This is a genomic window from Rhodococcus sp. LB1 (assembly GCF_001583455.1).
In the GTDB taxonomy this organism is placed as follows: domain Bacteria; phylum Actinomycetota; class Actinomycetes; order Mycobacteriales; family Mycobacteriaceae; genus Rhodococcus_F; species Rhodococcus_F opacus.
In genome coordinates this window covers 1-7384 of sequence record NZ_LTCZ01000131.1, presented here as the reverse complement: position 1 = coordinate 7384, position 7384 = coordinate 1, and the positions used below count along the sequence as shown (strand labels likewise).

At 61.6% G+C, this 7384-nt stretch carries 7 protein-coding genes; all 7 read right to left on the bottom strand.

The features are described from left to right. Positions 1–17 precede the first annotated feature (17 nt). Positions 18–824 carry an enoyl-CoA hydratase-related protein gene (locus tag AZG88_RS19465; protein ID WP_197487869.1) on the bottom strand — a complete coding sequence of 269 codons (807 nt, stop codon included), beginning with the start codon at positions 822–824 and terminating at the stop codon, positions 18–20. A 183-nt stretch (positions 825–1007) separates the two neighbouring features. Continuing rightward, positions 1008–1532: a flavin reductase family protein gene (locus AZG88_RS19460; RefSeq protein WP_061698611.1), complete on the bottom strand. Its 525-nt coding sequence runs from the start codon at positions 1530–1532 to the stop codon at positions 1008–1010. 13 nt (positions 1533–1545) lie between these two features. Next, positions 1546–2481: an SDR family NAD(P)-dependent oxidoreductase gene (locus AZG88_RS19455; protein WP_061698610.1), complete on the bottom strand. Its 936-nt coding sequence runs from the start codon at positions 2479–2481 to the stop codon at positions 1546–1548. A gap of 54 nt (positions 2482–2535) precedes the next feature. Further along, positions 2536–3486 (bottom strand): isocitrate lyase/PEP mutase family protein, encoded by a 951-nt coding sequence (locus AZG88_RS19450; RefSeq protein ID WP_061698609.1) that lies wholly within the window; start codon positions 3484–3486, stop codon positions 2536–2538. A gap of 94 nt (positions 3487–3580) precedes the next feature. Further along, positions 3581–4105, bottom strand: coding sequence for a cupin domain-containing protein (locus AZG88_RS19445; protein ID WP_061698608.1), 525 nt, complete (start codon positions 4103–4105; stop codon positions 3581–3583). Between the two features lie 63 nt (positions 4106–4168). Further along, positions 4169–5746 carry an LLM class flavin-dependent oxidoreductase gene (locus AZG88_RS50105; RefSeq protein WP_197487867.1) on the bottom strand — a complete coding sequence of 526 codons (1578 nt, stop codon included), beginning with the start codon at positions 5744–5746 and terminating at the stop codon, positions 4169–4171. Positions 5747–6577: 831 nt separating this feature from the next. Further along, positions 6578–7384: NADPH-dependent F420 reductase (locus tag AZG88_RS19435; RefSeq protein ID WP_197487866.1), on the bottom strand; the 807-nt coding region annotated here is incomplete at its 5' end.

The window sequence follows — 7384 nt, the reverse complement described above, 5'->3', positions numbered from 1 at the left end:
GGCCGGCTCATGCGTGGTCATCGTGGGACCGACGCTGACGCCCGACGACGGTTGCGGGCCTCGATCGCCGCATCGAGCAACTGCCGATGATCCTCCGACACCGCCGACACACGCTCGGCCTGAAAACCCAGATCCAACGTCACACTCGACAGCAAATGCAGAACAGCATTGAGCGCCTTCTTCGTCCCCTGCACCGCCACCGACGGCGACACTGCCATCCGCTCGGCCAACTCCAACGCCCGCGGAAGAACCTCCCCCACCGGACACGCCTCAGTGACCAGACCCCACTCAGCCGCCACCCGGCCCACCACCGGATCACCGGTCAACAAGAACCGCTTGGCCCGCGCCATACCCACGAGAATCGGCCACATCATCGCACCGCCGTCACCCGCAACAAGACCGATCACCACATGCGGATCCGACAACCGGGCATCCTCGGCCACGATGCTGAAATCACTCATCAACGCCATCGTGAAGCCATAACCGGCCGCAGTGCCGTTGACCGCAGCAATCACCGGCTGCGGCACATTCAACAGATCATCGACGATCTTCTTGGCCTCGAAGAACGTCGTCTCCCGCGTCACCGGCGTTTCCCCGGCAATCCAATCCAGATCACCACCCGCACAGAACGCACGCCCGGAACCGGTCAACACCACCGCACGCACCCGACGATCCATACCGATGTCCGCAAACACCGTCGACAACTCACGATGAAAATCGGCATCGATCGCGTTGAGCTTGTCGGCACGCAAGAACGTCACCGTCAACACACCGCTACTCGACAGATCGAACTCCATCGTCTGATACCGCTCGTACACAGCCACAACTCCTTCACCACAACGTGACACCGATAATACTGACACATACTGTCCAGAATGGACATCGAACGAGACCGAACGTTGTCACGCCCTACGCTCCATACTGTGGTTCCACGCCTTGACACCCCGGCGTGGTGTCCCAGGACGACCACCGGCGGTGTGTCCCCCCGAGAGCAAATGCCGCCGGAACTACTCGACTTCGATCGACTGCGCATCGACGAGTTCGCGAAACCTCGCGCCATGCCATATGAGTGGGTCATTTTCTCCGACAACTAATTTGCTCACCTCGAGGAGCGCCATCCAGTGGTCACCCGCCTCCGAGATTTCGTGAATCGAGCACTCCAGCCACAGTGCAGCATCGTCGATGAAAACGGAACCCTGATCACCGGCCGCTGTCGCGACTTTCTCGAAGCGTGCGGCGCGGTCCTTGCTGGCCAGGCGGCGGGTCAGCTCGCTCTGTCCCTTGCCCAGAATCGATACTCCGACCGAGCGGGCATCCTTGATCTGCCCCCACGTCTCGGACGATTTCTGCACCGCCACCGCCACCAGGCACGGTTCTAGTGACACACCGACCATGAACGACGACGCGACGAGGGCGTGCTTTCGGCCGCCGACGTCGATCGCGAGCACCGCGACACCCGAGGGGAACTGGGCGAAGGCCTGACGCACGATCGACGAGTCGTCACCGATCGCGCGTACTTCTGCCCGCCTCATGGACACCACTCCCCTAGTTGCTGGACACATCTGCGGCGTCTGCAGGGAGCTGCGAGTCCATCTCCGGCGCCAGGTACACGACCTGCGCACGGAACGAGTCGCTCGCCTTCAACAGGGGTGTGAGTTCGCCAGGCTTCGTGAGGTTGGCGGCGTTGGCGGCCCACACCTCGGGAGAGGGTTCGGTCACCTGCATGCGCGGCATCGCACTGAAAGCGGTTCTGGCGGCTGAGATGCCGGCGATCTCGAATGTTTCTCCGTGTACCGTGGTGTCTTGGTGGGCGAGCCACGTCACGAAAGCCGAGACGGAGCTCGAGGGGAAGTGGTCTCGCATGACCTGCTGGATGAGCGGATCACCGAAGGCCTCCTCGGTCATCGGTGTCCACGCGACCGGGAGCAGCGTGGTGACCTGCACGCCGACATCGCGAGCCTCACCCGCCAGGGAGTTGCCGAGGCCCCACACTGCAGCTTTGGCGGCAGCGTAGGACGTGTCGTTGGGCAGGCCCATCAATGCATTCGAGGAGATGTTGATGAGGCGTCCGCTCCCGGACTCGATCAGGTGGGGCATCGCGCTGCGTGACACCTCGACGACACCACGGAAACTGGTGTCGAACACCTTCCACCACAGATCGCGATCCATTTCCCAGAATCGGCCGTAGGCATTGATCCCGGCATTGTTGACCACGATGTCGAGGCCCCCGAAACTGTCGATTGCGTTCTGCACCAGATCCGCCGACTTGGTGACGATATCGTGGCTGTCGGGTACGGCTGTTCCGCCGGCGTCGGTGATCGTCTTCACCGTCTCCTCGGCACGATTCGAGTTGATGTCGTTGACCACAACTTTTGCTCCGCGGGACGCGAGCATGACAGCGTGTTCGCGTCCCATTCCTTGACCTGCTCCGGTGACGATGGCAACTCGTCCACCGAAGTCGAGTTCGCGCACTTCAGACATTTCGCACCTTATCGATTGTGGGGTTGTGGAACCGGCTACTCGGAACGCCGGGAACTAGGCATTGGGACTGTTTACGTAATCACGCTGAGCGTCCGTCGGTAGGTATTTCATTTCTGTGCTTCGCACGTAGTCTGCGGAGGGTCGCCCGAGGCGATCGCCCCAGCCCAACTCGTACGCAGTCCCCTTGGCCTCATTCATCTTTTCGAGATAGGCCACGAACGGAGTGCCGTCACCCGCTTCCTTGATGTCCAGAAGTAGTTTCCATACCTCGTGGATGCCGGGAAGCACGAACGGCACTGCCTCGATCGCCTGGCCCATCGCGGTCAGCTCGGCGAGCGTGCGTCGACCGATGAGTTGCGCCCCGATCACGTAGTTCGACCCGGGCGTCTCCTTCAAGGCCAGCTCTGCTTCTTCCCACGTGTGTGGACCCTCGAAGAAGATGACGTCGACGCCGGTCTCGGCGCGGTAGAGCTGTGCACGCCGAATGGCTTCGTCGAGGCCTCCGCCGGCAGCGCCGAATCCGTCCGTACGAGCGACGATCACGAAATCAGCATCCGCTCGGTCCCGAGCTTCGACTGCCGCGTTGAGTCGACCTATCGCCTCCGCGTCGGATACCAGTTCGATTCCGGTCGTTCCCCCGGACTTCTTCGGCTCCCGCTGGTCTTCGATGTGTATTCCGCCGACACCGGCGTCGATGAACTCCTGCACCGTTCTCTGGACGTTGATAGGTGCACCGAAACCAGTGTCGGCGTCGCAGAACACAGGTACGTCTACACTTCTCGCGACGCGCCGTGCGTGCGCTACCACTTCAGTGAGAGTGAGCCAGCCCGTATCGGAGGCACCCTCGGCCCACCACGCCGACATTCCACCCGAGAGCTCGAACGCCTCGAATCCTGCGTGCTGGGCCATCTGCGCGTGAATCGGCAGCGCGCCGAACGGCATGACTACGGTTTCGGGCCGCTCGAAAATTTCGCGCAACGCGGCACCGGGCGAGCTCAGGCCCATGATGGCAGTCCCTTTTCGAGTCGATGTATTTCGTTTTGTGACATGACTTTTCTCATTCTTGTTCGGTCTGTGAATCGAGTGGTCGATGGTGTGACTAGGCGTCCGACTGGCCCTGGTTGAACCCGACAGTCACCACGATGTATACGCAGTCCTCGTCGTACGGGTTCTTCCATGCGTGAGGTACGCCCGCCATGACGAGCAAGTCACCCGGCACCAGAGTGCGCTTCTTCCCACCGGGGAGTTCGAGATCCACCTTCCCCGAGATCACCACCTCGTAGTCGATGGTGTCACTGGCATGCATGGCGGGATCACCATCGTCTCCGGTGCCGGTCATGCTGGGTCCCAGGTCATCGATATCGACGTTGTTTCCCGCCGACCGTGCCGGGAAGCTGCTCACACCAAAGGTCGAACCGTTCGGCCCCGCCAATTCGACACGAACGGGGGGCTTGCCGATATTGTCTTTGCTGTGCTCGCCCTCGACGGCCCAGTAGAACGCTCCGCTGGCGACGCCCGGCAAATCGATCACAGCGGGAGACCCGACCTCCAAGAAGTCGGTCTCACCTGAATCGGTGGTACCCGCGACTACCAGGTTGAACTTTGATGGATGTGGAAAGGTCATGCGATCCCCTCGGGAATTGTCTGCTGCTTCTGCCGTTCGTAGAACGGAAGTTCGAACTGAGCGTCAGGCACGAAGCCCCGCGCTGCGCATCAGCGGGAAGATCTGCTCGTGCAAACGGTCCAAGCCCTCGTTGTAGTCGACCAGACCGGTGCAAATTCCCGAAATACCTGCATCGGAGAGCTTCTGAAGCCCTTCTACAATCATTTCCGGCGTACCTACCAGCGGAACGAGACCCGCCCGCATAAAGGCCTTCACGGACTCGTCGTCCTTGAATTCATCGAAGTTGATGCTTCGGGCATCACCCGACTCGATGATCTGCTTGTAGCGGGCGGCGCTCTCCCAGTCGCCCTTTTCCTCGACCACGTACTGCACGTAGTCCAAGGCTTCCTTCTCGGTGTCCTTGCACACGATGTGGACACCTGCCCACAAAGCGAGGTCTTCGCGACCTGCCTCGTCTGCGTTCTTCCGCAGCTGCGTGACGGCCGGCTTGGCGCGATCCACGTCGTAGATTCCGGCGAACAGGATGTTGGCGTGGTCGAATGCGAACCGCTGGCCAGCCGGGCTAGAGCCGGCACTCATCACCACGGGACCGGGCGCTTGAACAGGCTTGGGGAAGGCCTGCGCACCCTCGAGCTTGAAATAGTCTCCGTCGAAGTCGAACTCGAATTGTTCACCCTCGTCGGCCCACAGGCGCTCGACGATTCGCATCCACTCGTCCGCCAACTTGTAACGCTCGTCGTGTCCGGGGATTTCCGCGCCGAACATCCGGTACTCCGGCTGGTGGTAGCCGGCGACGGCGTTCAAGCCCATGCGGCCGCCGCTGATGTGATCGACTGTCGCGCTCATCTTCGCCGCCATCAGCGGATGGATGAACGGGACGTGGCATGTCGCGAAGATCTGAATGTTCTCCGTCGCTGCCGCGAGACCCGCGGCCCAGGTGAAGGTCTCGAACTGTCGTCCCCAGGGTCGCTCGGGGCCGGACAGTCCCGTCCACCGGGCAATGGGGATGAAGCCCTCGACGCCGTACTTGTCTGCCTTTTGAGCAAGTTTCTGAATCTCGGTCCAGTTGCCGAGCTTGATCGTGTTATCGGCGAGAGTCAGGCCACCTTGTCCCGTGGACACGTTCGCTCCGAAGATCGCGACTTTGAATGCGTTCGGTCCGTCCGCGATGGGCCGCTGGGAACGTTCGACGGTGTGATCGGCGACGAACTCGCGCGGTACATCGTTCTGGGTCAGTTCAGGGACAGTCATCGATGGTCTCCAGATATGTTGAAGGGCGCCGGAAGCACCCGACTTCGGTGAGATTGCGCGAGCATGCACTCGCAGCAGCGATTGTGCGCCCGGCGTCGAACAGGATCGGTCATCGTTCGATGCTCGTGACGCCGCATTCTTGGCGAACCGGTCCTGGCCGATACCGAGTCGCTGCATGGACGGGAATCTCGCGTGTGGAAAGCCCGGCGGAGGCCCCACGCGGCGAGTGTTCCAGCTCACATTCGCTACGTCCACGTTAAAAGACGACGGCGCCCTACCGGCACGGGTTTGGACGCCAACAGAGCTGATAAACGCGCCAACCCGGGGTACCTGACACCAGTGGCGTAACAAACAACGGTGTTGGCGGGCTTTCCCGCAGGCGACGACCATTTCGCTCCGTGTTCCGTTGCGTGAGCCCGAACTCGGCAAACTGGTGTGAGATGAAGTGTCAAGGAGCGGAGGCCGGCCGATCGAGCGACCTAGCACACGACGGATCACTGCCACCCGAAGCTGCGATCGGAGGATGCGGTGAAACTGCACTCGTACTTCAACCTGTACTTCCGAACAGCGGCCACACACTGCGCCGGTTACTCCCGGACGCCGATCTCGACTGGGCGAACTGCGCCCGCGCATGCCGATACCGACCCCGACGCGTCCACCCGACAAAAAAGTGCAGTTCCCACTCACGAGAAATTGGGCTTTCAGCTCGGTCAGGGCGCCCTGCTGGGGACCGTGTCAACCTCTGGGTACGTACTGCGCGGTGCCGCCGACAGCACTGCCAACCGTGTGGGCGCCCGAATTGGTTCTGGCGCAACCATGCCGACCATCACCGCTTAGGTTAAGGTTGCGGGCACCGCAGAGTATTCGTCGCGTACGGTCGATATCGTGCCTTTGCGGACGCACGACGAAATAGGTCACAGGAATCGACTACAGGTACTTCCCGGAGTTTGATTCCCTTTCAGCATCTACCGCGAGCGCGATGTCACCACCCGGTTCTTCGACGGGCGTACCGGCGGTCGATTCCCCTTCGTCCGGATCGATTTCCCGTGGCCGAATCGCGCCGGCGCAACGCAATACGTCTGGTGCAACCTCGATTGCGGGTTCAGGAAGCCCCGCACTGTCGACAAGGCTGCAGCTCACACCGGTCCCGTCGCGTGCACACCCTCCAGGTTCACACGAGTCTGCGGATAACGGGTGTGGAGTGGACGAGCAGCCCAGAGTTCACATGAACAGCGTTCGGTTCAGACGAACGAGGAAGTCGGCGCCGGGATCCCGCGCGCCGCTGCCGTTCATCCGTTCCATCACTGCTGCGAATGCAATATCCCGGCGCTTAGGCGATCGGGAAGGGTCAGCGGCGGAGAGCGCCGCCGGCATCTCCTCACGGGTGAGGTCTGTGCAGTAACACGGCGTTCCCGGTTGTTGGCGCCATGACTCGCTCAGGGTGCCCGCGTCGACCGCGTCGAACCCGGTGTCCTCGACGAGAGTCAGCCCCACGCGACGATCCTGCTCACTGTCGGCGGCAACGGGAATCGCGAGACGATCCGGGCTTCCGGCAGGCGTTCCCAATCGCGAAAGGGAGTCGGAACCGATTGCATTCCATGCCTTGACCACTGGCCGGTCCAGCTCGAGGGCTACCCATAGGCTTTCAGCCTGACCGGAATGGATGGCATCGATGTGGCCGTCACGTTCCGGGTAGTAGTTCGAGGTGTCGACGACAACCGTATCTGGGCCCAGGTGTGCGGTTAGCGGAGCGATGTTCGGGACACAGTTCAGCGGAACGGACAGAACAGCGACATCGACGTCCTTCATCGCTTCGGCCGACGTGACCGCGCGTCCACCACTGGCCAGAATGTCGGGTCCGATGGTCTCAGGCCCGCGAGAGTTTGCCACCTTCACCTCGTGCCCAGCGGCACTCAACTTCAAGACCAGGGTTTGTCCTATGTGCCCGGTGCCCAGAATACCAATTCTCATTCTTGCCTCCTCGTTGTTGGGACTGCGCTGCGCGCGTCGGTTCGTTCGTGTCGGGTT